This is a genomic window from Streptomyces malaysiense, assembly GCF_000980885.2.
Taxonomy (GTDB): domain Bacteria; phylum Actinomycetota; class Actinomycetes; order Streptomycetales; family Streptomycetaceae; genus Streptomyces; species Streptomyces malaysiense.
The window spans coordinates 87,137-109,710 of record NZ_LBDA02000053.1; the positions used below are offsets into that span (position 1 = coordinate 87,137).

Consider the following 22,574-nt stretch of genomic DNA (forward strand, 5'->3'; position numbering starts at 1 on the left):
CCACATGACATTGACCGTCCGCGACGTGCGCCCCGACGTACCGGCCGACACCGAGGGTTTCGCCCGGGTGCGCCGGCTCGCCCTGCCGTACATCCTGTTCACCTCGGACTCGGTCCGGCACAACACGCTGCACACGCATCCCGACGCCCGCTACCGCCCGCTGGTCGCGGAGGAGGACGGCGAGATCGTCGGCACCGCCCAGGTCCTCATGGCGTACGACAGCAGCGCGCCGGACCAGGGCCTGCTGAACATCTACGTCCGGCCGGACCGGGCGGGCCGCGGCGCGGGCACGCTGCTGCTGCGCACGGCCGAGGAGTACCTCGCCTCGCTGGACGCGACCAAGGTGTTCAGCTGGGTCCTGGACGAGCCGGCCCACCGCGCCTTCGCCGAGCGGCACGGCTATCGGGCCGGCCGGTCCGCGCACTTCCTCCGCCTGGACCTGGCCGGTGGCGGCCTTCCGCCGCTCGCGCCCACCCCGCCGGGCGTCGAGTTGCGCGCGGCCGTCGAGTTCGCGGACGACCCGCGCCCGCTGTTCGAGCTGGACGCGGAGACCCTCCAGGACGAGCCGGGCGACCTGGATCTGGAGCCCCGGGACTACGACGACTGGCTGACGAGCACCTGGAACCACCCGCTGCTGAACCGCGAGCTGACCATGGCCGCGTGTGTCGACGGCCGCCCGGTCGCCTTCACCGTCGCCTACACCGACGGCGACGGCCGGTACTCCACCGCGATGACCGGTACCGCCCGCGCCCACCGCGGCCGCGGCCTGGCCAAGCTCGCCAAGCTGCACTCCCTGCACCGGGCCCGCGCCGCCGGCGTCACGGACGCCTTCACGGGCAACGACACCGGCAACGATCCCATGATCGCGATCAACAAGTGGCTCGGCTACGAGTTCTGTGCGACGGAGGTCCGCCATGCCCGCGAACTCGGCTGAGCCGACGACCGACCTGACCGTCAGTCTGGTCAAGGGCGGCCGTACGAAGATCCGTTACCCGGCCGGGCTGCTCGGGGACGACGGCACCCGGGTCGTGGTCCGGGCGCCCTGGGCGGGCGACGGCACCCGTGACTTCGGGTTCGTGCGCTTCGAGCCGGGCGATGTGTTCACCGAGTACTACTGGCGCGACCGGTGGTACGCGGTGAAGGAGGTCCGCGCCGCGGACGGCCGGGTCAAGGGCTGGTACTGCGACATCACCCGGCCCGCGGTCCGCACCGGCGCGGAACTGGTGGTGGAGGACCTCGACCTGGACCTGTGGCGCTCGGGCGACGGTGGGGACGTACGCCGTCTGGACGAGGACGAGTTCGCCGCGAGCGGGCTGGCCGAGAGGGATCCGGCGGCCGCCGCGGCCGCGGTGGCCGCCCTCGACGAGCTGGAGCGGCTGGCCCGCGCGGGCGGTTTCGGCGAGCTGCTGGCCTGAGTGTCCGGGGCCCGCTCGGCGGTCCCGGCGCTCAGACGCCCGCCACCACCGCGTACCGCTCGTCCGTCACCGCCTTGCCCCACAGCAGCGGGTCACCGGAGAGCCGCTCCACACGTGCCCCAACCGTCAGCGGCCCCAGCAGCGCGGTGAGCCGGTGCGCGGGGACGCCGACGGGGTACGGATCGCCCCAGACGCCCTCGACCAGCACGAACCGGCCGCCGGGGCGCAGCAGGTCCCGCCAGTGCCGCAGTACTCGGGCCTGGTCGGGCAGCGTCCACAGCACATGGCGTACGAGGACCACGTCGAAGCGGCGCTCCGCCACCGGCGGGTCCTCGGCCGGACCGCACAGCACCTCGGCCGTGTGCCCGGCGAGCTTGGCGCGGGCCCGCTCGGTCATGGCGGGTGACAGGTCGACGGCCGTCACCCGGTGTCCCTGCTCGGCGGCGAGCAGGGACAGGCTGCCGGTGCCACAGCCGAGGTCGAGCACATCGGCGGGGTCCCCGGGCAGCCAGGAGCGGAGCCTGGCCGCCCAGGCGGCCCGCACGACGGGATCGCGCAGGCCGTGGTCCGGCTCCTCGTCGAAGCAGGCGGCCTGCGCGTCCCAGTCCGGCGGTCGGACGGTCCTGTCCCTGTGCTCACGTTCATCGGCCATGACCGGAGAGTGGCACACGCCACTGACAGGGCCGGCCGAGGAGGACGGGTGTCCGCCGGATCCGCGAAGAGGCGGAGCGGCGTGCGGCGGGACGTCCTGAGGTGCGCGAGGGCGTCGGCACCCCTGGTGGCCCGAAGGCCGACCGCACCCGGCCGTCAGCTGAAGGCGGAGGCGCAGGTGGTGGCGCGGGCGTGGGCCGGGTCGAGGGCGTTGGCGACCTCGTGGAAGACGATGCGGTCGCTCAGGCCGACCAGCACGTGCTCGGAGAAGTCCAGCGGGCACAGGTCCTGGAGCAGGACGTTGTGCACGTCGGAACCGCTGAGGTACTGGCTGCGCCAGGGGGTGGCGACCTCGTCGTACTTGGTCGCGATGACCGTGTAGTGCACGCCGGGCACGGTGTCGCCGCCCGCGTTGAGCTTGGTGAGGAAGGCGGACCCGGGTATCTGGTCGGCGAGCCCCGGGGTGGTGGCCTTGACCAGGTCCGTGGCGCCGGGGAAGTACGGCAGCAGCTTGGTGAGTCCGCTGATGGTGGCGCCGTGGTTGTCGGGGGCGATGCCGACGAGCGCGCCGACCTTGGCCGCGCCGCCGAGGAACTTCAGGTAGTAGCGGGGCATCATGCCGCCCTGCGAGTGCCCGACCAGGTCGACCTTGGCGACGCCGGTGGCGGAGCGCACCCGGTCCACGAAGGAGGCGAGTTGCGCGGCCGACCGGTCGATGGGGCCGAGGCCGAAGAAGACGGGGACGCCGGGGAGCTGTCCGTAGTCCAGGGAGAAGACGCAGTACCCGCGGGCCTTCAGGTACGGGGCGAGGCCGAGCCAGTTGTCCACCGAGTTGCCGAGGGTGCCGTGGACCAGGACGACGGGGCGGGGGTGGGCGGCGGACGGCTTGCAGGAGTAGTCGTTCCAGCCGCTGTGGGGGGCGGTGTCGGCGTGCGCGGCCGTGGCGGGCAGGGTGACCGCGGCGGCGGACAGCAGCAGCGCGGTGAGCGGTCTGAGCACTCTCTTCCAGGGCAGCATCGGGTGATCTCCTCGCGGCTCAAGGGGGATACGACGGCCTAGCCCTGTGATCCGGATCACGGGATGCTGTTCATCCGTCAAGTTACGAGCGAGTAGCCTCCGAGGGAAGTTACGCGCAAGTAAAACTTCCGGCCCCGGCCGCCCCGCCGACGCGCCGTCACCACGCGGGCCGCACCGGCCCGCAGGGCGCGACCTTCGCCAGACTCTCCCAAAGCGCCATCACCTGCGCCTCGCCCAGCACCTCGCACCACCCGCCGACCACCTCGGCGGCCGCCTCCTCCGCGGCCCGGGTGCAGGCCCACCCTCGCTCGGTCAGCACGATCAGCCGCGCCCGCGCGTCCCCCGGATGCGGCCGCCGCTCGGCGTATCCCCTGCGCACCACCTCGTCCACCAGCTGGCTCGCCGCCTGCTTGGTCACCCCGAGATGTGCGGCGAGTTCGGTGACGGTGGCCCCGTCCGGCGCGAGGCGCGCGAAGGCGAACCCGTGCGCGGGCCGCAGATCGGCGAAGCCGCGCGCCACGACCCCCTCGTGGACGCGCTGCGTGAGCTCACCCGCGGCGGCGAGCAGGGCGGCGGACAGGGCCATGGCTTTGGAGTTCTGCACGGGGGCATTGAAACACCCTTGACGAATTGGTCAAGCAGCCTGACCATATAGTCAAGTTGCTTGATCATATGGACCGAAGGCCCGCGTTCCCGAAGTCCGCGCGCCCCAGGCCCGCCTGACCGCCCGTCCGAACGGAGAGCCCAGCCATGCCCGTCGTCCGCTCGCCCGAGGCCGTGACCCATGAGATCCACGGCGCCCGCTTCGTCTCCTACGCCACCCCGCTCACCGGCAGCGGCGAACTGTGCGCCTGGCGCGGGGAGATACCGGCCGGCACCCGGGCCCCGGCCCACACCGTCAGCCGCGAGGAGATCTTCCACCTGCTCGTCGGCGAGCTGCTGATCACGCTCGACGGCCGCACGGAGCGCGTGCGCGCGGGCGACACCGTGATCGTCAACGCCGGTTCGAACCTGGGCGTGGAGAACCCGACCGAGCACACGGCGATCTCCTGGGTCACCACCTCCGTCGGGCTCACGGCCGAACTGGCGGACGGCAGCCGGATCACCCCGCCATGGGCCAACTGACCCCGCGGCCACGGGAGTCACGAACCGGGCGCGCCGTGGCCGCGGGCCGCACCGCGTCCGGCCCGAAGCGCCGGCGGGCCCGGTCGGCGGCGGCCTCGGCGGCGCGGGCGCGGGTGTCGGCGGAGTCCAGGGAGAGCTGCCGGCAGGCGTCGGCGGCCGGGCGCAGCCGGTCGGCGCGGAGCGTGAAGGCGCGCACCCGGGCCCGTTGCAGACCCAGGGATGACAGCACACCGAGGGCCGCCGCGGCGAGGACGGGTGAGTGATCGGTGGGTTCCGGCAATGTGCGGGTGCGCGTGGTGGAACTGTGGTCGGCGTACCGCGCCGTCAGGGTGAGCCGGCCGGTGATCCGGGCTTCGCCGCGCAGGCGTTGACCGACCTGGTCGGCAAGCCCCAGAACGGCTCGGTGCTGTTGCGCCGGGTCGAGACAGTCCCGGTCGAACACGAGGTCGGCGACCAGGTGCGCTGCCGGTTCCGACGGGGTGACCAGACGGGGGTCGCGCCCACGGGCACGTTCGGACAGCAGTCGTGCCTGGCCGACGCCGAGGAGGCGTTGCAGGGTCACCGGTGGCAGGTCGGCCACCTGGCCGATGGTGTGCAGACCGTACCTGCCGAGGGTGGTCGCCGTGACGCGTCCGATCCCGGGCAGCGCGGCGACCGGCCGGGGGTACAGCCATTCGGCGGCCCGTTCGGCGGGGACCCAGGTGGTTTCTCCCGGCGTGGACGCGTCGGCCGCCATGGCCGCCACCATGCGGTTGCCCGCCAGCCCGGCGCTGCTGTCGATGCCATACAGAGCCTTCAGCCTGAGCTTCGCCAACTGCACGGCGTCGTAGGGAGACAGGCCGAAGTATCTGAGCGCCGACGTCAGGTCGAGTTGAACAGCGTTGGGCGGCACCGCTTGGACATGAGGCGTGATACCGGACATCAGTTCGATTATGTCGCCGTACTGATCCTCTGTCAGTGAGGTGTGCAGATGGAGGTGGGCGATGTGCCGCCGGCGTGTGGTCATCCCGCGCTCCCGGGGCTGGTGTGGCCGAACTTCTTCAGGTCGGCCGAACGGGTGCCGGCGGGCTGGAGGTCGGCGTAGGGGTGGAGGCGGGCACCGGTGGTGCCGTTGACCAGGGTGCGCCGCGGTTGGGCGGGGGTCGGGTGCGGGCGGTCGGCGCCGAGGAGGGCGAGGGCGGCCCCGGGGCCGTTGTCGCGGCGGGCGGCGGCGATCTCGTCCAGGTCCCAGGCCATGGTGCCGACGACGGTGCGGCGGGTGCCGCGCACTTGGACCGTGCCGCGAACCAGCAGCAGGCCGCTGTGGAAGACGGTGTGCGCGCAGGCCGGGTGGGAGTCCTCGAAGAAGGCCAGGTCGACCAGGCCGGAGCCGTCCTCGAGGGTGACGAAGATGATGCGCCGGCCGCTGGCGATCGGCGGCGTCTGGGTCGAGGCCCGTACACCGGCGACGAGAACCTGCTGACCTGGGCGCATACCGGCCAGGTGTGCCGCGTCGGTCGCACCGATCTCGCGCAGGAGTCGGTGGTGGTGCTCCATCAGATGCTTGGAGACGTCGATGCCGAGAGTGCTCAGTTCGGCGCTCAGAGCCTCGCGTCCGGTCATCTCCGGCAGACCACTCGGCGCCGCTCCCCCGACAGCGCCCGCGTCGATGGGCAGCTGGCCCGACCCTGCGGTCCGGTTGCGGTTGCGGGACTGCCGATGCAACTCGGCGATCTGGAGCAGCAGATCGCGTCGGGTGAGTCGGCCGTCGTGGAGACAGTTCAGGGCGCCGATCTCCGCGAGGCGTTCGGCGACCGGGCGGCTGGGCCGGGCCCGCTGCCAGAAGTCGGACAGCGATCCGTACGGCTGCCCCGCCTCGGTCCGTGCGCACTCCTGCTCCCCCATGCCGTGCACGGCGGACAGGGCGAGGCGCACGCCCCACCGGTCCCCGTCGGTCTTCTCCACGGTGTGCCGCGCCCCGGACCGGTTGACGTCGACGGGCAGCACCGGCACCCCGCGCCGGCGCGCGTCGGCGACCAGCACCCGCTTGGGCCACATCCCGGGGTCGTGTTCGAGCAGTCCGGCCAGCAGGAAGGCCGGATGGTGCGCCTTGAGCCAGGCGCTCTGCAGAGCCGGTACGGCGAAGGCGACCGCGTGCGCCCGGCAGAAGCCGTACGCCCCGAATGCCTCGATCGTCCGCCAGACCTCCTCCCGCACCGCCGTGCCGTAGCCGCGCGCACGGGAGCACCGGTGGAACCAGTCCCTGATCCCGGGCAGCCGTTCCCTGTCGCCGAGCGCCCGCCGGGTGACCTCGGCGAAGGCCGGGTCGCAGCCGGTCAGCACCACCAGCGTCTCGATGATCTGCTCGTGCCAGATGGTCACCCCGTAGGTGTCGGCGAGCACCGGCTCCAGGTCCGGGTGGGCGTAGACCGGTGTGCCGCCGTGGCGGGCGGCGATGTACCGCTCGGGCATGCCGCCCGCGACCGGGCCGGGTCGGAAGAGGCTGATGTCGGCGATGACGTCCTGCTGGTTGCGCGGCTGGAGCCGGGACAGCAGGTCCTGCTGGCCGGGCGACTCCAGCTGGAACAGGCCGAGGGTCTGGCTCTCCTGGATGAGCTTGAACGCGAACACGTCGTCCAGCGGCACCTGTTCGGGGTCGTCCAGGTCGATGCGCTCACCGGTGGTCCGTTCGATCTCCATGACGGCGTGGGCCATCGCGGACTGCATCCGCACGCCCAGGACGTCGAGTTTGATGTTGCCGAGCGCCTCGATCTCCTCCTTCGCGGCCATGGCCATCGGGTAGTCGCCCTGCGGGGTGGGCTGCACCGGCAGCCGGTCCAGGAGGGTGGCATCGCCGATGACCACACCGCAGGGGTGCATGGCCATGCCGTGGACCAGCGAGTCGAGTCCCTCGGCCAGCTCCCACAGGGGCCCGAACCGGCCCGCCTCGGCGGCCAGTCGGCGCAGTTCGGGCAGTTCGGCGAGGGCGCCGGTGATGTCCGAGGCGCGCAGGTGCGGGAAGCTCTTGGCGATCCGGTCGACCTCCGCGGGCGCGATACCGAGGGCCAGGCCGGTGTCGCGCAGGGCCCGGCGTGCCCGGTAGGTCTCGGGCATCGCGGTGACCGCGACCCGCTCCCTGCCGAACCGTTCGAAGATCGCGTCGTAGCACTCCAGGCGCCGCGCGGACTCCACGTCGATGTCGATGTCGGGCAGCGAGGCCCGGCGGACGCTGAGGAACCGTTCGAACAGCAGGCGGTGGTCGAGCGGGTTGGCGGTGGCGATGCCCAGCGCGTGGCAGACCAGCGAGCCGGCGCCCGAGCCGCGGGCCGCGACCCGGATGCCCTTGGCGCGGATGTCGGCGACGACCTGGCCTACGGCCAGGAAGTACGAGTCGTAACGCAGCCGGGAGATCACGGCGAGTTCCTCGTCGAGGCGGGCGAGCGCCGCCGGGTCGCGGTCGAGGCCCCGGCGGGCCAGTCCCTCCGCGCAGCGCAGACGCAGCAGCCGGGCGGCGCCGTCCGCCCCGGGGCCGGCGCCGAAGAGCGCGGGCTCGGGGAAGTGCGGGGTGCCCAGGCCCAGGTCGGCGCGGGGGTCGAGGGCGCACTCGGCGGCCGTGGCGGCAGTGTCCGCGAGCAGCCGGCGGGCCCGCCGCCCATCGGTTCCGGCGCACTCGGCGATCATGCGCGCGAGGACCTCCATCGCCCGCTCGTCCTTGAGCCAGCGCTGTCCGCTGTCCAGGCGGCGCCGGTCGATCGGCCGCAGCAGCCGGGCGGCGTCCAGCACGTCGGCGAGGCGGTGCTGGGCGGGGTCGGCGTAGCGGACGGCGTTGGTGAGGACGGCGGTCGTACCGGTGCGGTCGGCCAGCGCCAGGGTGCGGGCGGCGAGGCGGAGGGAGCCGGGACCGGCGCCGAAACGATTCTGCGCGACCGTCTCCAGCCGGACCTCCCGCCCGAACACCTCGCGCCACGGTGCCAGCAGCCGTACCGCGACATCCTCCCGGCCCGCCGACAGTGCCCGCGCCGGCTCCGAGAGGGGGCCGAGCAGGACCAGCAGCCCGGGGCCGCCGTGCTCCCGCAGCGCCGACCACGGCACCACGGGCGCCCGGCCGCCGAGGGCGTCCGCGTGGGCGGCCGAGGTGATACGGCACAGCCGCGCCCAGCCCTCCCGGTTCCGGGCGAGCAGCACGACGCGCAGCGGCGGCTCGATCACATGGGCGCCGCCGCGCGCCGGGGCACGGCGGCGCCGGCCGGGGGGCGGCGGGGCGACGGCCTCCACCGCGAGGTCGACGCCGAAGACCGGGCGCACCCCCTCCCTCGCACAGGCCCGCGCGAATCGGACCGCGCCGGTGACCGTGTCCCGGTCGGTCAGCGCGAGCGCCGTCATGCCCCGCTCGGCCGCGCGGCGCACCAGCTGTTCCGGGTGGGCGGCGCCGTAGCGGGCGGAGTAGCCGGACGCGACATGCAGATGAGCGAAGCCCGCCATGCCCACACCTCCCTCGATCCACCCCTTTTCAGCCATACGCCCGATACGTTCATCGTACGCCCGTTCGAATACTCTAGCTCCATCGACGCAGGTCGACGAGTTCATTCGAACGAGTGAGTGATTCTTCACCGAGAGCAGGAGGGAGTGAGGAGTGGCCAGAACCACGACGTCCCGCCCCGAGGATTCGGGGCGGGACGTCCGGGTGGTGTCCGGGTCAGCCGATGGTGGTGCCCGTCGCGGAGAGGGCGGCGGTGACCGGCTGGAAGAAGGTCTCCCCGCCGGAGGTGCAGTCGCCGCTGCCGCCGGAGGTCAGACCGATCGCCTTGTCACCGGAGAACAGCGAGCCGCCGCTGTCGCCCGGCTCGGCGCAGACATCGGTCTGGATGAGCCCGCTGACCGTGCCCTCCTGGTAGTTCACGGTGGCGTTCAGACCGGTGACCGTGCCGTCGTGCACATGGGTGGTGGACCCGCTGCGCGTGACCTTCATGCCCACCGTGGCCTCGGCGGCGCCGGTGATCTTCTGGGTCGAGCCGTCGTAGAGGTCGACCTCGCTCGGGTGGGCGGCGTCAGAGGTGTACTTGACCAGGCCGAAGTCGGTGCCCGGGAAGTGGGACTCCGCGTTCTGCCCGATCTCGTCGCCGTCCGCGTCCGACCAGGTGGAGATGTCCGCGGTGCAGTGCCCGGCGGTCAGGAAGTACGGCTGCCCGTCCTTGACCACGTTGAAGCCGAGCGAGCAGCGCCCGCCCGAGCCGTTGATGGCGTCGCCGCCGGCGACGAAGGGCTTGTACTCGCCCTGGAACCGCTTGAGTTCGGCCGTGCCGCCGAGCCCGTCGACCACCTTGCTCAGCCTGTCCCACCGGGCACCGGTGACGGACTTGTCGGCCGTGACGACGACCTTGTCCGACACCGGGTCGACGGACCAGGACGTGCCCGGGATGGTCGCGTCCTTCTTCAGCGTCGTACGGGCGCCGTCGAGCTGGGCGAGGGTGCGGGTGACGATCCTGGCCTTGGCTCCCTTGGCTTCCACGGCCTTCGCGGCGGTCCTGTCGAGCACGTTCACGACAAGGCTTCGGGCCTTGGCGTCGTAGTAGCTGCCCGCCGTGTCAGCACCGAGGCGCGCGGTCAGGTCGGAGGCCAGCGTCGCGGCCGCCGGAGCGGACAGCGGCCGGAGCTGGACAGTGGGCTTCGCGGGCTCACTGGCGTTCGCATTCTGCAAGGTGACACCCGCGGCGGCCAGCGCGGCGACACTCGCGCCGGCCATCACGAGCCGGCGCCTGGGTATGCGTCGGTGCTTCAACTCATGTCCTCCTGTGGGGGGACGGCCGTCCGGGTTGTGGGGACCCGACGACCGGAAGGCTGGTTGACGGGCGCCCACTCTTCCGAAACCCACAGCGGACACACAAGGCCGAGTTCCGGACGCGCCGGAGAAGGGTATCCGCACACCCGTTCACAGATGACTCACCGTCACCACCGAGGAAATTTCGGGGCGCAAACACTACGGGCGAGTGACCCTCATCGGAACGTGACGGCGACGCATGGCTTGTTTCATTCGCCGCCGTCGCCCTTCCTTCACAAGCCGGGCATGAAGAAGCCCCCGCACACACGCACATGTGCGGGGGCTCACAGCGGCCGGCCGAAGCCGGCTCCGGTCAGGGGAGCGTGACGCCGTAGTAGCTGAGCGCCTCGGTCACCGGCTGGAAGAAGGTCGTACCGCCGGAGGTGCAGTTACCGCTGCCACCGGAGGTCAGGCCGTAGGCGACGGACCCGTTGTACAGCGGGCCGCCGCTGTCGCCGCCCTCGGCGCAGACCGTGGTCTGGATCAGGCCGGAGACGATGTCGCCACCGCCGTAGTTGACGGTGGCGTTGAGCGCGGTGACCTTGCCGCTGTGCGTACCGGTGGTCGAGCCGCGCCGGTAGACGGTCTGGCCCACGCTCGGGGTGGCCGCGCTGGAGATGGTCTGGCTGCCGACCGCGCTCGGGTGCGCGATCGAGGAGTTGGTGTACCTGACCAGAGCGAAGTCATTGCCCGGGAAGCTGTAGCCCACGTTGGTGCCCAGCACGGTGGTGTGCCCGGAGTTGCTGTACCAGGTGGAGGCGACCTGCCCGCAGTGCCCGGCGGTCAGGAAGTAGTAGGTGCTTCCGCTGCGCACGTTGAAGCCGAGCGAACAGCGGTACTGCCCGCCGTAGATGGCGTCGCCGCCGCTGATCAGCTTGTTGAACGTACCGGGCGTGCGCTTGACGGTGAGCGCGCCCGCGTCGGCGCCGGCCTGCTTCCTGATCTTGGCGATCTCGGCCTTGGAGACCGTGTTGTCGACGGTGACGACGACGTGGTTGTTCTTGGCGTCGACGGCCCAGGCGGTGCCGGGGATGTCCGCCTTCATCACCGAGTCGCTCGCCCGGGTGAGCTGCGCGGCGCTGAAGGGGCGGGCATCGCTGGCGTTCGCCGTGGGGGCGGCGAACGCCGCTGCGGCCAGGAAGCCCGCGGCCACGGCGATCAGCCGGGTACGTCTCGCCGGGCCACTCGGGGCGGTGGTGCGCTTGATCCTCACTTTTCGTTCCCTCCAAGGGGAGTCGGGGGCCCGCGTGGGGTCGGGGCCCGGTGAGGCGCAGTCAGGGGTGCGGCCGGGTTCCGGTTATGCATGTCCCTGACAATCGCTGAGGGGGAGTATTCGGCCGACCGCCCGGTACGCACAAGGGTGCCTTTCGGCCGTCGGACTTTAGCCCTCCTTTGCCCAACGGCCGGTGCTTTGACTTTCGTTGGTGTGGACATGGCCTTCGAGGCGCGGGACGGCGGCCGGACGCGGTTGAATCCGACGGCCGTACGGCCCCGCGCGTCCGGCGCCCGCGGGTGACGGAAGCGGAACCGGACGCCGGTGTCGCCGCTGGTGGCGTCGGCGAACACCGCCCACGGCGGGCCCTCGTCGCGCCGCGCCGGGGCCGGCGTCCGCTCCCGGCCGGCCGGAGTGGAGGCGAGTTCACCGGGCGAGGGCGAATGCGCGGGCCCGGCCGAGCGTGTCACCGAGCCGCGGGACGCGCCGCGCTTCGTACGGCGTGAAGCGGCCCGGCACCACCCGGCGGGGACCGCGGGCGGCGGCCTCGATGCCCCGCGAGGCCCGGCGGGCCTCGGTGCCGGGGTCGTGGCCCCGCGCCCCCGGGACTCCCTCGCGCACCGGGACGACCAGCCGTTTCTCGCCGAGCGGGACACGGGCGGCGGTCTCCGTACCGGTACCGGCGGCCGGCCGGACCTCCCCGGCGAAGGGACGGCGGCCCACCTGGAATCCGCCGGTCTCGGCGACCGTCAGCACAATGCCTTTACCATCCACCGTCCAATTCCCGGGAATGTCCGGAAGTCGTTCCTCCGGCTGGTCCTCGATCCCGTGGGTGCCGGTCGACGCGGGCGGCCCGCACGGCGCGGTGACCGACTCCTCCCGCTTCTCCCGCCATCGCCATCGCCATCGCCACCATGCGCCGAACACGTCGGTCGCCATGCGTTTCCCTCCCTTCGCGGCCTCGTCTCCCCCGGCCGCGCACCTCCGCCGCCGAGGCCGGGCCCGCCCGCGGACTCAGCAGGACCAGCGGCGCACCGGCCCCCGCGCCGGCTCCGCCGCCCGGTGCCGCGCATCCCCGCGCACGGCGTTGGCCCGCGCCGGGACGGCGGCGCGGGCCAGGGCCGCGTCCGCGTACCGGAGCGGCGAGGGTCCGGACACCCCGGGTGCTCGCATCGACGGGCTGGAGGGGGTGAGGCGGCGGGGCGGACCGACCGACGCCGGCCCCCGCACCCCGGCGGCAGCCACCGGGCGGTCCGGCGCCACCACCCGAACGGGAACTTCACGGGCGGTGCCGCCGCGGCACGCCTGCTGTTCCGTCCGCATCGCCCTCCGGGCTGCGGGTACTCGGAGACCGCGTCCATCCCCACGGCGCCCGAGCCACCGGCCCGGGGCCGCTCCTCGCGGGGCGCGTCCGGCAACAGGCCGGGCGGCGCGGACTCGCCGGAGCCGGAGGGGCCGAGCGCGGCGGCGGCCCCGGAGAGCGGTGTCCCGGAAGGCGGTGTCCCGGAGAGCGGTGTCCCGGAAGGCGGTGTCCCGGGGAGGCGGTGTCCCGGGGAGGGCGCCGGCGCTCCTGCGCGCCGGCCGGACGCGGACCATGACGGTCAGGAGCCGATCCTCTTATAGCCGATCCTCTTATATAGGAGCGACGTTCACGCGGCGGCCGGGCCGGACGTCCACGGACGCGTCCCACCCCCCGGACGCCGGCCTCGCCTCCGGAGGGGCACGACCGGCTCGGCGACCACCACATCGGGAATCCCCCCTCCGAGGACCCGGGGCCGAGCCGGGTCAGCCGCCCGTGCCCGGGTCAGCAGTCGCAGGCACAGCACTCGCAGCACTCGCAGCACTCCAGCGCCTCGCAGCACGACCAGTCGCAGTCGCAGTCGCAGGAGGCGCAGCAGCCCTCACGACGCTTGCGCGACCACGGGCCCTCGAACTCGTCGGCGCAGCACACCTTGCAGGTGCAGCACACGGCGAGGGCGGCGGCGCAACCGGCCCAGAGACCCCGCTTGTCCGGGCCCTGCGGCCCGCCGCCGTAGGGGTTGCCGTGCGGGTGCCCCGGCACGTACGGCCCCCGCGGCCCCGGGCCGCCCGGCGTGTACGCGCCCTCCGCGCCCGTGTGCCCGCAGGCCGTCGCACCGAACGCCCGGTCCACCGAGCGCCGCAGCTCGTGCACGAGCAGCAGATGGACCAGCGCGCCGTCGCTGAACTCGGCTTCCCGCAAGGCGAGTCGGATGCCGTGCACCGCGTCGTCGGCGAGCCTGCGGGCCTCGGTGCGGGAGGTGCCGGTGGCGGTGAGCGGGTTCCAGGCGCCGCCGGCCGCGTCGGCCTCCTGGTCCTCCACCGCGTCCAGCAGATGCGCGAGCCGGCCGAAGAGCCGCCCGGCCTCGGCGAGCGGGGCCACGTTGCCGGGGCGGCCGGAAAGCCGCGCGGTGTGCGCGAACGCGGCGGCGGTGGCCGTCTCCGTGGGTTCGGTGACGGTCAGCAGCGGGGTGCCGGGCCCGGCCAGCGTCTCGATGCCGAGCTGCCGGTCGACGGCGTCCACCAGGATGCCGGTGTCGAAGCCGACCGCCGCCCCGCCGGCCGCCCCGGCCCGGCCCCAGCCCGCCGCGACCTTGCGGGCGGCGGCGGCCACGGGCCTGCGGGCCAGCAGCCCGTCCCGGTCGGCGACATGGTCGCGGACCTTCGCCGCGGCGAGCACCAGGGAGACGGCGGCCGCGAGCCGCGCGCCCTCGCCCTGCGCGACGGACGCCGTCCGCATCCCGCGCAGCGCGCACGGCCCCGCCGTGCGCCGGCCGCCCTCGCTCGGGCCGAGCTGAGCCTCCGTCAACACGGAGATCAGCAAACCGTCATAGTTGGTGACGACACGTGCGAGCTGCCCGTGATCGCGGCGCAACGCGAGGCAGAGACCGCACAGATGCGCCATCCACTCGGTCTTGAAGCGGTCACCCAGCCGATGTGAGCAGGGCCTGACTATTCCGAACACAGCGATTCCCCCGTGTGTTGAGGTGGCGTCGGCTTCACCCGGACGCACCGAGCGTCACCCATCCGCCGCCGACCATCATATTTCACTCACAGTCAGCAGCCGTACGTGTCACAACCCTTGGGGGACAAGGAGTCTCGACGGATCGGCTGTGCACCAGTACCGTCACAAACCCCCCGTGCGGCGACTATCCACTTGGCGCGTTGTCAGCATCATGGATGACCATAGGGGAAGGTGCGGAAAGCACGAGAGACCGCTGTGAGAGGAGGCGTCCATGGGATCGGTACGCAAGGCGAGTGCGTGGCTCGGCCTCGTCGACGACAACGATGACGAGCGCTACTACGACGACGACTACTCCGAGGGCACCACGTCCGGGGACGCCTGGGTCACCGACCCCCGGGTCCAGGTGGCCGCGGACAAGGCCGAGGAGAAGAGCCGGCGGATCGCCACGGTCACCCCGGACAGCTTCCGGGACGCCCGTGCCATCGGCGAGCTGTTCCGGGACGGGGTCCCGGTCATCATGAACCTCACCGGCATGGAGCCCGGCGACGCCAAGCGCGTCGTGGACTTCGCGGCGGGGCTGATCTTCGGTCTGCGCGGCTCCATCGACCGGGTCTCCACGCGGGTGTTCCTGCTGACCCCGGCCGACACCGAGATCGTCAGTGGTGACGCGTCCGCGCACCGCACGGACGGATTCTTCAACCAGAGCTGAGGCGGGGCCGCTCACCGGCCCCGCCCATCCGGTGGCTCACCGGAACGCGTCGAGCCCGGTGAGCGCCTTGCCCAGCACCAGCTGGTGCATCTCGACGGTGCCCTCGTAGGTGAGCACCGATTCGAGGTTGGTCGCGTGCCGCATCACGGGGTATTCGAGGGAGATCCCGTTGGCGCCGAGGATCGTCCGCGCCGTACGGCAGATCTCGATGGCCTCGCGGACGTTGTTCAGCTTGCCGAAGCTGACCTGCTCCGGGCGCAGCCGGCCGGCGTCCATCCGCCGCCCCAGATGGTGGGCGAGCAGGATCCCCTTGTGCAGTTCCACCGCCATGTCGGCGAGCTTGGCCTGGGTGAGCTGGAAGCCGCCGATGGGCCGCCCGAACTGCTCGCGGGTCTTCGCGTACTCCACGGCCGACTCGAAGCTGCTGCGCGCGGCGCCCATCGCGCCCCACACGATGCCGTAGCGGGCGTGCGAGAGGCAGCTCAGCGGACCGCGCAGCCCGACGACCTCCGGCAGCGCCGCGCTCGCGGGCAACCGCACGTCGTCCAGGACGAGTTCACTGGTGACGGAGGCGCGCAGGGACCACTTGTGCTTGATCTCGGGCGCCGAGAAACCTGGCGTGCCGGTCGGTACGACGAAGCCGCGGACGCCCTCCTCGGTCTGCGCCCAGACGACGGCCACCCCGGCGACCGACCCGTTGGTGATCCACATCTTGCGCCCGTTGAGCACCCAGTCCCCGCCGTCGCGCTCGGCACGGGTACGCATCGAGGCGGGGTCGGAGCCGTGGTCCGGCTCGGTCAGGCCGAAGCAGCCGATCACCTCGCCCGCGGCCATCCGGGGCAGCCACTCCTGCTTCTGCTCCTCGCTGCCGAAGCGGTGGATGGCGTACATGGCGAGGGAGCCCTGCACGGAGACCAGCGAGCGGATACCGGAGTCGGCCGCCTCCAGTTCCAGACAGGCCAGTCCGTACTGCACGGCCGACGCGCCCGCGCAGCCGTACCCGGTGAGGGACATCCCGAGGGCGCCGATCCCGCCCAGCTCCAGGGCGAGCTCGCGGATTCGGGGCAGCTCGCCCTTCTCGTACCAGTCGGCGACGTACGGCAGCACGCGGTCGGCCGCCCAGCCGCGGACGGTGTCCCGGACCGCCAGGTCCTCCGGCTCCAGCAGATCGTCGATCCCGAGCGGGTCGGCGGCGTCGAACGGGGGCAGCTTCGCGGACATGGGACACCCTCCGGATACTGAAAACTAGCAGCGCTAGTTACGGCTGTGCGGCCGACGTTACGGCGCAGTGTCCCGCACGTCCAGAGGGGTCAGGCGGAGACCCGCGGCTTCCCGGGGACCTGCGGCTTCGCGGAGGTGCGCGGCTTCTCGGAGACACGCGGGGAGGGCACCCCGGCGACACCCGGCTCCGCGGCGGGCGGCACGGCGTCCGCCGCCGGGCCGGTCTCCGTCCGCGCGGCGCACTGCATGATCCGCGGCAGCCGCAGCGCCATCACCGCGCCCAGCAGCAACAGGCCCGCGCTCACCAGCAGGGTCAGGTGCAGCCCGTGCACGAAGGAGTCGCGTGCCACCCGGCGCAGCACCGCGCCGGTTTGGCCGCCGAGGCGGTCGGCGACGTCGTAGGCCTCGCCCAGCGAGTGCCCGGCGGCGGTCGCGTCGGGTGCCGAGACCCCGGGGACCGAATGCAGCCGGGGCGTATAGGCGGCGTTCATCACACTGCCGAGCAGCGCGATGCCGATGCCGGCGCCCAGCTGGTACGACGTCTCGCCGATCGCCGCCGCCCCGCCGGCCCGGTCCGCGGGGGCCTCGCTGAGCATCGACTCGTAGGCGCCGAACAGCGTGGTCTCCAGGCCGAAGCCGAGGAGCACGAAGCCGGACAGCATGAGCGGCGGGTCGTCGGTGCCGCCCATCGCGGTCAGGGTCAGCACGGCGGCCGCCGTCAGGCAGAAGCCGGTGCACACCATCCGGCGCGGCCCGAACCGGCGCAGCACGCGCGCGCCCAGCAGGCCGGCCGCCATCGCCGCCACGGTCAGGGGCAGCAGCCGCAGCCCGGTGGCGAGCGGGGACAGGCCGAGCACCAGTTGCAGGTACTGCGCGGCGATCAGCTCCAGGCCGACCAGCGCGAGCATGGCCAGCACGATGCAGCCCACCGAGGTGCTGAAGGCCTGCCTGCGGAACATGCGCAGGTCCACCAGCGGATACGGCAGCCGCCGCTGGCGTCGTACGAAGAGGACCAGGAGGGCCGCGCCGACCAGCAGCGGCAGCAGGGTGAAGGGGCTCACGGGGTTCTCGCCGCCGCCGAGCCGCTTCACCCCGAGGACGACGCCGAACAGGCCGGCGGCCGCCATCAGCGCGCCGGCCACGTCCCAGGGGCCGTCGGCCCCGCCCCGGGACTCGGGCAGCAGGAGCCGTCCGACGGGGAGGCTGATCAGCATCAGCGGGATGTTGATCAGGAAGACCGAGCCCCACCAGAAGTGCTCCAGCAGGAAGCCGCCGAGCAGCGGCCCGACCGCCGCGCCGACCGCGGCGACCGCGCTCCACACGCCGATGGCGAGGGCGCGCTCGCGCCGGTCCGGGAAGACCTGGCGCAGGATCGACAGGGTCGCGGGCATGATCATGGCGCCGCCGACGCCGAGCAGGGCGCGGGCGAGGATCAGCACCTCGGCGGTGTGCGCGCAGGCGGCCACCGCCGAGGCCACGCCGAACAGGCCGTAGCCGAGCAGGAGCACGCGTCTGCGTCCGACGCGGTCACCGAGGGTGCCGAAGAGGATCAGCAGTGAGGCGCAGACCAGCGGGTAGACGTCGACGATCCAGAGCAGCTGGACGGCGCCGGGCCGCAGGTCCTCGCTGACCGCGGGGACGGCCACGTGCAGCACGGTCGCGTCGAGGGCGACGAGCAGCAGGCTGGCGCAGAGGACGACGAGGACGACCCAGCGGTTGGCACCGGGCCCGGCCGTCCGACGGCTCGGCCGGAGCTCGGCCGTGGTCGTCCCGGACATGTACGTACCTCCCAGATGTTCTCTCGTGCGGGGCGGAGCGACAGGCTCTCCCTTTGTCGTACGGCCGGGAAGGAGTGGTGTTCCCGGACCCCGCTGAACCCACGGGAATGGCTCGTCAGCCTACGCGAGTCCGCCGCGCCCCCGCGTGGCGGACCTCTCACCCCGGCGCGGCAACCCTGTGGGGTGCACCACGTCGCACCGGCCGGGCCGCTCCCCGGGGACCGGCGCGTTCCCCCGTCCGGTCGATAATCGAGCCCGTGACCGATCTCAGCACCGGCGTGGCCGCGCCCCACGCCGCGCCCCACGCCCCGCCCGCCGCCCCGCTGCTGCGCAGAGCGGCCCCGGCGGTGCTGGCGTACGCGGCGGTCCGTGCCCTGGGCATGGTGGTGCTGTGGGTGTGGAGCGCGGCGCGCGGCACGAGCGCGCTGACACTGCTGACCGCGCGCTGGGACTCGCTCTGGTACACGCGGGTCGCCGAACTGGGCTACGGCTACCAGGTGCGGCTGCCGAACGGCGACGTCCACTCGAACCTGGCGTTCTTCCCGCTGCTGCCCTGGCTGGAGCGGCTGCTGCACGCGCTCACCCCGCTGTCGTACGCGTACGCGGGCCTCGTGGTGAGCCTGGTGGCCTCGGCGGCCGCGGCGGCGGGGATCTACGCGGTGGCCGAGCGGGTGTACGGCCACCGGGCCGGGGTGTGCGCCGTACTGCTGTGGGCGGTGCTGCCGGTCGCGGCCGTGCAGTCGATGGCGTACAGCGAGTCGCTGTTCACGGCGCTGGCGGCCTGGGCGCTGTACGCGCTGCTGACCGGGCGGTGGGTGGGCGCGGGACTGCTCGCGGCGCTCGCGGGGCTGACCCGGCCGGTGGGCGGCGCGGTGGTGGCGGCGGTGTGGGCCGCGGCCGCGCTCTCGTTCGTGCGGGACCGAAGCGCGGCGCGTGCGGACGGCGCTCGGTCGCGGACACGCGCCCCCTCGGATTCCACCGTCCGCCGTCTCCTCGGGGTGCTCCTCGCCCCGCTCGGCACGGCCGGTTACGTCCTGTGGGTGGGTCATCGCACCGGCGAGGGCCCGCTCGGCTATCTGGACGTCCAGGCCGGATGGCGCAACGGGTTCGACGGCGGGTACGCCTTCGCGTGCTTCGTGGCCGGGAAGTTCACGTCGTTCCCCGGCGCGCTCGCGGGCGTCGGCCTGATCGTCGGCGTCGCGCTGCTGCTTTGGCTGTACGTCACCGGCGTCCGCAGGGGCCAGCCGCTCGCACTGCTCGTGTACACCGGTGTCGTGCTCGCGCTCGCGCTGTGCGCGTCGAGCTACTTCGGCTCCAAGCCCCGGCTGCTGCTGCCCGCCTTCCCCGTGCTCTTCCCCCTCGCCACCGCGCTCGCCCGGCTGCGGACCTCACGGTCCGCCCTGGTCACGGTGGGGTTGGCGATCGTCTCCGCGGTGTACGGGGCGTTCTGGCTGAACGGCTCGGGACCTCCATGATCCACTTCGGCGGTCCGGCGACGCCCCGGAGAATGGGGACCCTGGGCCGGGTCAACGCATTTATAAGTGCCATATAAACAACAACCGGCATGATCAAAGGAATTACAGAGGGCGGCCTCGCCGGATTGCGGAATCCGGCGGAATTCGGCCGCCCTTGAGAGGTTTCCCACATCACATCGTCATCACAAAGACGCTGTTTCGACCAGTACCACAGCTCACTCGCTGTAACGTCGATTGGGTGCGTACCGAACGGAACCTCACCCGGCGTCTGGACCGGGTGTTCGCCAGGCTGGACCGCGAGCCGGAACGGCCGGCCCATATCGATGTGCCGGTGATGAGCCGGCACCGGGTCGTGCTGTTCTCCGCGACCCTCGCCTTCTACCTGGCGATCGTGTGGGCCGTGGTGACCACCTCCTGGCTCGTCCGGCTCGACTGGCAGGTCATGTTCTTCCGGCCGTACCAGCAGTGGCCGCAGATCCACGCCTTCCTCGACTACTACGTGGTGCTCGGCCAGCGCGGCCCCACCGCGGTGATGGTCGCGTCCTGGCTCGGCTGGCGCTCCTGGCGGCAGCACACGCTCCGCCCGCTGCTCACCCTGGCCACCTCGCTGCTGCTGCTGAACATCACGGTCGGCGCCGCCAAGTACGGCATGGGGCGGCTCGGTCCGCACTACGCGACCGTGATCGGCTCGAACGAGATGGTCAGGGGCGGCGATATATTTCCCAGCGGGCACACCGCCAACGCGGTGGTCACCTGGGGCATCCTGGCCTACCTGGCCTCCACCCCCCGTGCCCGCCGCTGGCTCTCGGCCGCCTCCGCGATCACCTCGCTCGGCGTCGGCCTCACCACCGTCTACCTCGGTACGCACTGGCTCAGCGACGTGCTCCTCGGCTGGGCCGCCGGCCTGCTGATCCTGCTCGCCCTGCCGTGGTTCGAGCCGCTGATCGCCCGCACCGAGACGTGGCTGTTCGACCTGCGCGACCGCTGGCGCGCCCGGCGCATCCGGCCCGTGCCCGAACCGGCCGTCACCGTCGCCCCGGTGGTGCTCACCGGGCCGCGCGGCTCCTCGGCCGAGCAGCCCGCGCCGGCCCGCGAGCCGGTCTCCTCGACCCGCGCCTCCCGCGGCCTGGTGCACCTGGCGCCCGGCCCGCACACGGCCCGTTCGGAACGCAGCCCGGTCACCCCGGCGGGCCCCCGCCGCCCGCCCGGTGCCGACCGGGCACCGCGCGGCACGTCCCCGGCCCGCCCCCTGACGGGCGGCTGAGGATCCGGCAGGGGGCACCGGTACGCACCACCGGCCCCACGCCACGGCGAAGGCCCCGCTCCCCGGAAGGGAGCGGGGCCTTCGCGCCGTCCACGCTCGCGGCGGTGCCGGTCAGCCCTTCCAGGCGCGCACCACCCGGCCGTCGCGCACCTCGAAGTTGAGCCGCCCCACGCGGTACTCCATGGTGATGATCGTGCCCGGCGGCAGCGCGCGCACGGTCGACCAGCCACGCTCCCGGGCGCGTCGCTCGGCCTGCTCGGCGTCGAGGCCGACGTACCCGTCCGGGCTGTCCTGGGGCTCCGCCGGCGGAGTCGGAATCGGTGTCATACGGCCACGCTAGGACGACACACGCGGTGACGGAAGCCGGGCGCGGCAGGGTAAGAGCAGCATCAGACTCCCGTCACACTTCTGTCACAGATTCCGGGTCTCGTTTCGGTCGAACTTCCTCACACGATCGGGGGTTTCCGTACCGCCCGCCGGGGGATTCGAACTGAATTCCCGCATACCGCGCCACCCCGGCGAATTACCTGGCGGAAAGTGCCGGGGCGAGGATCGGGACGGGCCCCGGAGCATGATTCCCGGACGGAATCCGGCGCTATGGCACCCGAGCTGACACCGCATAGGAAATTTCACGGATTCCGCACATGCCGGTGCCCGATGTGTGCGGACCGCGGGGGCGGTGCCGGGGACCGGTGCGCGGCCGGCGAGGATCCGGTTCCGCCGTCCGGCGCACGCGGCAGGGGCCCCTCGGCCGGAGCCGAGGGGCCTTCGGGCGCGGGAGGCGCCTTCGCTCAGAGGGTCAGGCGGGTTCCGGGGACGATGAGGTCGGGGTCGCCGCCGATCACGGACCGGTTGGCTCCGTACAGGCGGTGCCAGTCCATGCCGTGCCGCGCGGCGATCCCGGAGAGGGTGTCGCCCTCACGGACGGTGTAGCCGCCGGTGCCCGGGGATGCGGTGCGGCCGGACGGGTGCCGCGACGCGCTCGGCGCCTTCGAGGTCTTCGGCGTCCTGGACGGCGCCGGCTTCTTCGTCGCGCCGCCCTTGTCGAGGCTCACCTGCGAGGGGGCCGAACCCATCGCTCCCGCGCGGCCGGAGCAGACCGGCCAGGCGCCCCAGCCCTGGGCCCGCTGGACCCGCGTCGCGACGGCGATCTGCGCGCCCCTGGAGGCCCGGTCGGCCGTCGGGGCGTAGGCGCCGCCGCCGTACGCGCTCCAGGTGTGGGCGGAGAACTGGAGTCCTCCGTAGTAGCCGTTGCCGGTGTTGATGTGCCAGTTGCCGCCGCTCTCGCACTGGGCGATGCGGTCCCACACCCCGTTGTCCGCGGCGGCGGCGTCGCCGGTCGCGGCCAGCAGCCCCAGCGGGGCCAGCAGCGCGGCACCGGCGAGTACGGCCGTCGTACGGCCCCTGCGCGCGCTGTCGCCACGGGTGGTGGTACGGCCGGTATCGGCACACTCGGACATATGACTCCCTCTCCGACGACCCGGATTCCCCCGGGCGGAGCGCGCCTCGCCGCGCAGGACCGCGGTTCCTCGCGCCCGCCCCGTCCGCTCCCCCGGTGCCGGCGGTGACGCGTTGCCGGTGCCGGGTGGCGGACGAATCCGAGCGGTGCTCGTTGCACACGGCGGAGGAATGTAGGGAAGGCGCGTGCCGGACATCAACCAAATACCCGTCGCGCCAGGCCAGTTGGCAGTTACCTCCGGTATCGTCGATTTCCGGACACCCACTACATGCACTGATCTGATGATTTTTCGACCATGCCCGACGACTCTCTGTGATCCACCCCACTCGTTCAAGTAGGCCGATCCGGGGTGGAGTTGACGATGAGTGTCCGGTTCCGCACCCAGAGTGATCGCTTACGGCGGTTGATTCGAACCGGTGCTCCGTCATGCCGTGACCCCCACCACAGGACGTCCGTTGTCTTCTTCA

At 72.8% G+C, this 22,574-nt stretch carries 19 protein-coding genes; 6 read left to right on the top strand and 13 right to left on the bottom strand.

Features of this window, described 5'->3' with window-relative positions; genetic code table 11:
- Positions 1 to 4 precede the first annotated feature (4 nt).
- Both VT52_RS22335 and VT52_RS22340 read left to right on the top strand, forming a co-directional pair.
- Positions 5 to 934 (top strand): GNAT family N-acetyltransferase, encoded by a 930-nt coding sequence (locus tag VT52_RS22335; protein WP_046424122.1) that lies wholly within the window; start codon positions 5 to 7, stop codon positions 932 to 934.
- Positions 915 to 1,415, top strand: coding sequence for a ribonuclease FAU-1 family protein (locus VT52_RS22340; protein WP_046424125.1), 501 nt, complete (start codon positions 915 to 917; stop codon positions 1,413 to 1,415). The genes VT52_RS22335 and VT52_RS22340 overlap by 20 nt, the downstream gene beginning before the upstream one ends.
- Positions 1,416 to 1,446: 31 nt before the next feature.
- Here the strand turns inward: VT52_RS22340 and VT52_RS22345 are convergent, their stop codons facing one another.
- From VT52_RS22345 to VT52_RS22355, 3 genes are all read right to left on the bottom strand, one after another.
- Complete coding sequence (locus VT52_RS22345; RefSeq protein ID WP_046424126.1) at positions 1,447 to 2,067, bottom strand: class I SAM-dependent methyltransferase; 621 nt, start codon at positions 2,065 to 2,067, stop codon at positions 1,447 to 1,449.
- A gap of 155 nt (positions 2,068 to 2,222) precedes the next feature.
- Complete coding sequence (locus tag VT52_RS22350; protein ID WP_046424128.1) at positions 2,223 to 3,083, bottom strand: esterase/lipase family protein; 861 nt, start codon at positions 3,081 to 3,083, stop codon at positions 2,223 to 2,225.
- Positions 3,084 to 3,240: 157 nt separating this feature from the next.
- Positions 3,241 to 3,687 (bottom strand): MarR family winged helix-turn-helix transcriptional regulator, encoded by a 447-nt coding sequence (locus tag VT52_RS22355; protein ID WP_046424131.1) that lies wholly within the window; start codon positions 3,685 to 3,687, stop codon positions 3,241 to 3,243.
- Positions 3,688 to 3,833: 146 nt separating this feature from the next.
- On the opposite strand from VT52_RS22355, the gene VT52_RS22360 reads away from it, so the two are divergent.
- The gene (locus VT52_RS22360) at positions 3,834 to 4,208 is read left to right on the top strand and encodes a cupin domain-containing protein (protein ID WP_046424133.1); all 375 of its coding nucleotides are present in this window, start codon (positions 3,834 to 3,836) and stop codon (positions 4,206 to 4,208) included.
- Here the strand turns inward: VT52_RS22360 and VT52_RS22365 are convergent.
- The 6 genes from VT52_RS22365 to VT52_RS22390 form a co-directional block, all read right to left on the bottom strand.
- Entirely contained in the window at positions 4,186 to 5,214 is a 1,029-nt protein-coding gene (locus VT52_RS22365) for a DNA polymerase Y family protein (protein ID WP_046424136.1), read from the bottom strand. The two genes, VT52_RS22360 and VT52_RS22365, sit on opposite strands and share 23 nt — an antisense overlap.
- A complete protein-coding gene (locus tag VT52_RS22370; RefSeq protein WP_046424138.1) occupies positions 5,211 to 8,669 on the bottom strand; it encodes a DNA polymerase III subunit alpha in 3,459 nt (1,152 codons plus the stop codon). Before VT52_RS22370 ends, VT52_RS22365 begins: the two co-directional genes overlap by 4 nt.
- Before the next feature lie 214 nt (positions 8,670 to 8,883).
- A complete protein-coding gene (locus tag VT52_RS22375) occupies positions 8,884 to 9,966 on the bottom strand; it encodes a S1 family peptidase (RefSeq protein WP_079175199.1) in 1,083 nt (360 codons plus the stop codon).
- A gap of 352 nt (positions 9,967 to 10,318) precedes the next feature.
- Positions 10,319 to 11,218 (bottom strand): S1 family peptidase, encoded by a 900-nt coding sequence (locus VT52_RS22380; RefSeq protein WP_046424140.1) that lies wholly within the window; start codon positions 11,216 to 11,218, stop codon positions 10,319 to 10,321.
- 426 nt (positions 11,219 to 11,644) lie between these two features.
- Complete coding sequence (locus VT52_RS37615; protein WP_143070902.1) at positions 11,645 to 12,157, bottom strand: hypothetical protein; 513 nt, start codon at positions 12,155 to 12,157, stop codon at positions 11,645 to 11,647.
- Positions 12,158 to 13,022: 865 nt separating this feature from the next.
- Positions 13,023 to 14,201, bottom strand: coding sequence for a DUF5685 family protein (locus tag VT52_RS22390; RefSeq protein ID WP_046424143.1), 1,179 nt, complete (start codon positions 14,199 to 14,201; stop codon positions 13,023 to 13,025).
- Positions 14,202 to 14,472: 271 nt separating this feature from the next.
- Between VT52_RS22390 and VT52_RS22395 the strand changes: the two genes are divergently transcribed.
- Positions 14,473 to 14,910 carry a cell division protein SepF gene (locus VT52_RS22395; protein ID WP_046424146.1) on the top strand — a complete coding sequence of 146 codons (438 nt, stop codon included), beginning with the start codon at positions 14,473 to 14,475 and terminating at the stop codon, positions 14,908 to 14,910.
- Positions 14,911 to 14,946: 36 nt separating this feature from the next.
- On the opposite strand, the gene VT52_RS22400 is transcribed toward VT52_RS22395, so the two are convergent.
- Together VT52_RS22400 and VT52_RS22405 are read right to left on the bottom strand one after the other, a co-directional pair.
- Entirely contained in the window at positions 14,947 to 16,131 is a 1,185-nt protein-coding gene (locus VT52_RS22400; protein WP_046424148.1) for an acyl-CoA dehydrogenase family protein, read from the bottom strand.
- Between the two features lie 89 nt (positions 16,132 to 16,220).
- Complete coding sequence (locus tag VT52_RS22405) at positions 16,221 to 17,909, bottom strand: MFS transporter (protein ID WP_046424151.1); 1,689 nt, start codon at positions 17,907 to 17,909, stop codon at positions 16,221 to 16,223.
- A 257-nt stretch (positions 17,910 to 18,166) separates the two neighbouring features.
- Between VT52_RS22405 and VT52_RS22410 the strand changes: the two genes are divergently transcribed.
- Positions 18,167 to 19,384 (top strand): glycosyltransferase family 39 protein, encoded by a 1,218-nt coding sequence (locus VT52_RS22410; RefSeq protein WP_046424153.1) that lies wholly within the window; start codon positions 18,167 to 18,169, stop codon positions 19,382 to 19,384.
- A gap of 238 nt (positions 19,385 to 19,622) precedes the next feature.
- Positions 19,623 to 20,648, top strand: coding sequence for a phosphatase PAP2 family protein (locus VT52_RS22415; RefSeq protein WP_046424155.1), 1,026 nt, complete (start codon positions 19,623 to 19,625; stop codon positions 20,646 to 20,648).
- Positions 20,649 to 20,759: 111 nt separating this feature from the next.
- On the opposite strand, the gene VT52_RS22420 is transcribed toward VT52_RS22415, so the two are convergent.
- Together VT52_RS22420 and VT52_RS22425 are read right to left on the bottom strand one after the other, a co-directional pair.
- Positions 20,760 to 20,975, bottom strand: coding sequence for an I78 family peptidase inhibitor (locus VT52_RS22420; RefSeq protein ID WP_046424158.1), 216 nt, complete (start codon positions 20,973 to 20,975; stop codon positions 20,760 to 20,762).
- Positions 20,976 to 21,439: 464 nt separating this feature from the next.
- Entirely contained in the window at positions 21,440 to 22,108 is a 669-nt protein-coding gene (locus tag VT52_RS22425; protein WP_046424160.1) for a LysM peptidoglycan-binding domain-containing protein, read from the bottom strand.
- Positions 22,109 to 22,574 lie beyond the last annotated feature (466 nt).

Excerpts from the sequence above, each read along its gene's own strand:
- VT52_RS22335 (WP_046424122.1), top strand. The coding sequence starts at position 5 with ATGACATTGACCGTCCGCGACGTGCGCCCCGACGTACCGGCCGACACC.
- VT52_RS22340 (WP_046424125.1), top strand. The coding sequence starts at position 915 with ATGCCCGCGAACTCGGCTGAGCCGACGACCGACCTGACCGTCAGTCTG.
- VT52_RS22345 (WP_046424126.1), bottom strand. The coding sequence starts at position 2,067 with ATGGCCGATGAACGTGAGCACAGGGACAGGACCGTCCGACCGCCGGAC.
- VT52_RS22350 (WP_046424128.1), bottom strand. The coding sequence starts at position 3,083 with ATGCTGCCCTGGAAGAGAGTGCTCAGACCGCTCACCGCGCTGCTGCTG.
- VT52_RS22360 (WP_046424133.1), top strand. The coding sequence starts at position 3,834 with ATGCCCGTCGTCCGCTCGCCCGAGGCCGTGACCCATGAGATCCACGGC.
- VT52_RS22365 (WP_046424136.1), bottom strand. The coding sequence starts at position 5,214 with ATGACCACACGCCGGCGGCACATCGCCCACCTCCATCTGCACACCTCA.
- VT52_RS22370 (WP_046424138.1), bottom strand. The coding sequence starts at position 8,669 with ATGGCGGGCTTCGCTCATCTGCATGTCGCGTCCGGCTACTCCGCCCGC.
- VT52_RS37615 (WP_143070902.1), bottom strand. The coding sequence starts at position 12,157 with ATGGCGACCGACGTGTTCGGCGCATGGTGGCGATGGCGATGGCGATGG.
- VT52_RS22395 (WP_046424146.1), top strand. The coding sequence starts at position 14,473 with ATGGGATCGGTACGCAAGGCGAGTGCGTGGCTCGGCCTCGTCGACGAC.
- VT52_RS22400 (WP_046424148.1), bottom strand. The coding sequence starts at position 16,131 with ATGTCCGCGAAGCTGCCCCCGTTCGACGCCGCCGACCCGCTCGGGATC.
- VT52_RS22405 (WP_046424151.1), bottom strand. The coding sequence starts at position 17,909 with ATGTCCGGGACGACCACGGCCGAGCTCCGGCCGAGCCGTCGGACGGCC.
- VT52_RS22420 (WP_046424158.1), bottom strand. The coding sequence starts at position 20,975 with ATGACACCGATTCCGACTCCGCCGGCGGAGCCCCAGGACAGCCCGGAC.
- VT52_RS22425 (WP_046424160.1), bottom strand. The coding sequence starts at position 22,108 with ATGTCCGAGTGTGCCGATACCGGCCGTACCACCACCCGTGGCGACAGC.